This is a genomic window from Bartonella sp. AA2SXKL, from assembly GCF_042197205.1.
GTDB lineage: Bacteria > Pseudomonadota > Alphaproteobacteria > Rhizobiales > Rhizobiaceae > Bartonella.
In genome coordinates this window covers 1-251 of the sequence record NZ_JBHIRN010000259.1, presented here as the reverse complement: position 1 = coordinate 251, position 251 = coordinate 1, and the positions used below count along the sequence as shown (strand labels likewise).

1 pseudogene is annotated in these 251 nt (G+C 50.2%); it reads left to right on the top strand.

Annotated features, from left to right (window positions below):
* Window positions 1–228, top strand: a pseudogene (locus ACFINS_RS11095) (late control protein); the annotation flags it as partial.
* Window positions 229–251: the final 23 nt, after the last annotated feature.

The following is a 251-nucleotide window of genomic DNA, read 5'->3' as shown; positions in this document are numbered from 1 at the left end:
GCAGCTGCCTCCGAATCAGACAGGCTTTGTCGAGCCATGGGCAGTGGTTCTTTAAGCCTTGAGGGGCGCCCTGAAATCATGGCGGGCCAACCGCTTTTGCTTCAAGGATTCCGCGGTGAAATCAATGGTCCATGGCATGCTGCAACCGTGACCCATCGCTATGAGAAGCAAAGTGGATACACCACAGAAATTACTTTTGAGGCCCCAAATAAGGGAAAAGAGGCATGAGAAACTTAAACGTGTTAGAAACA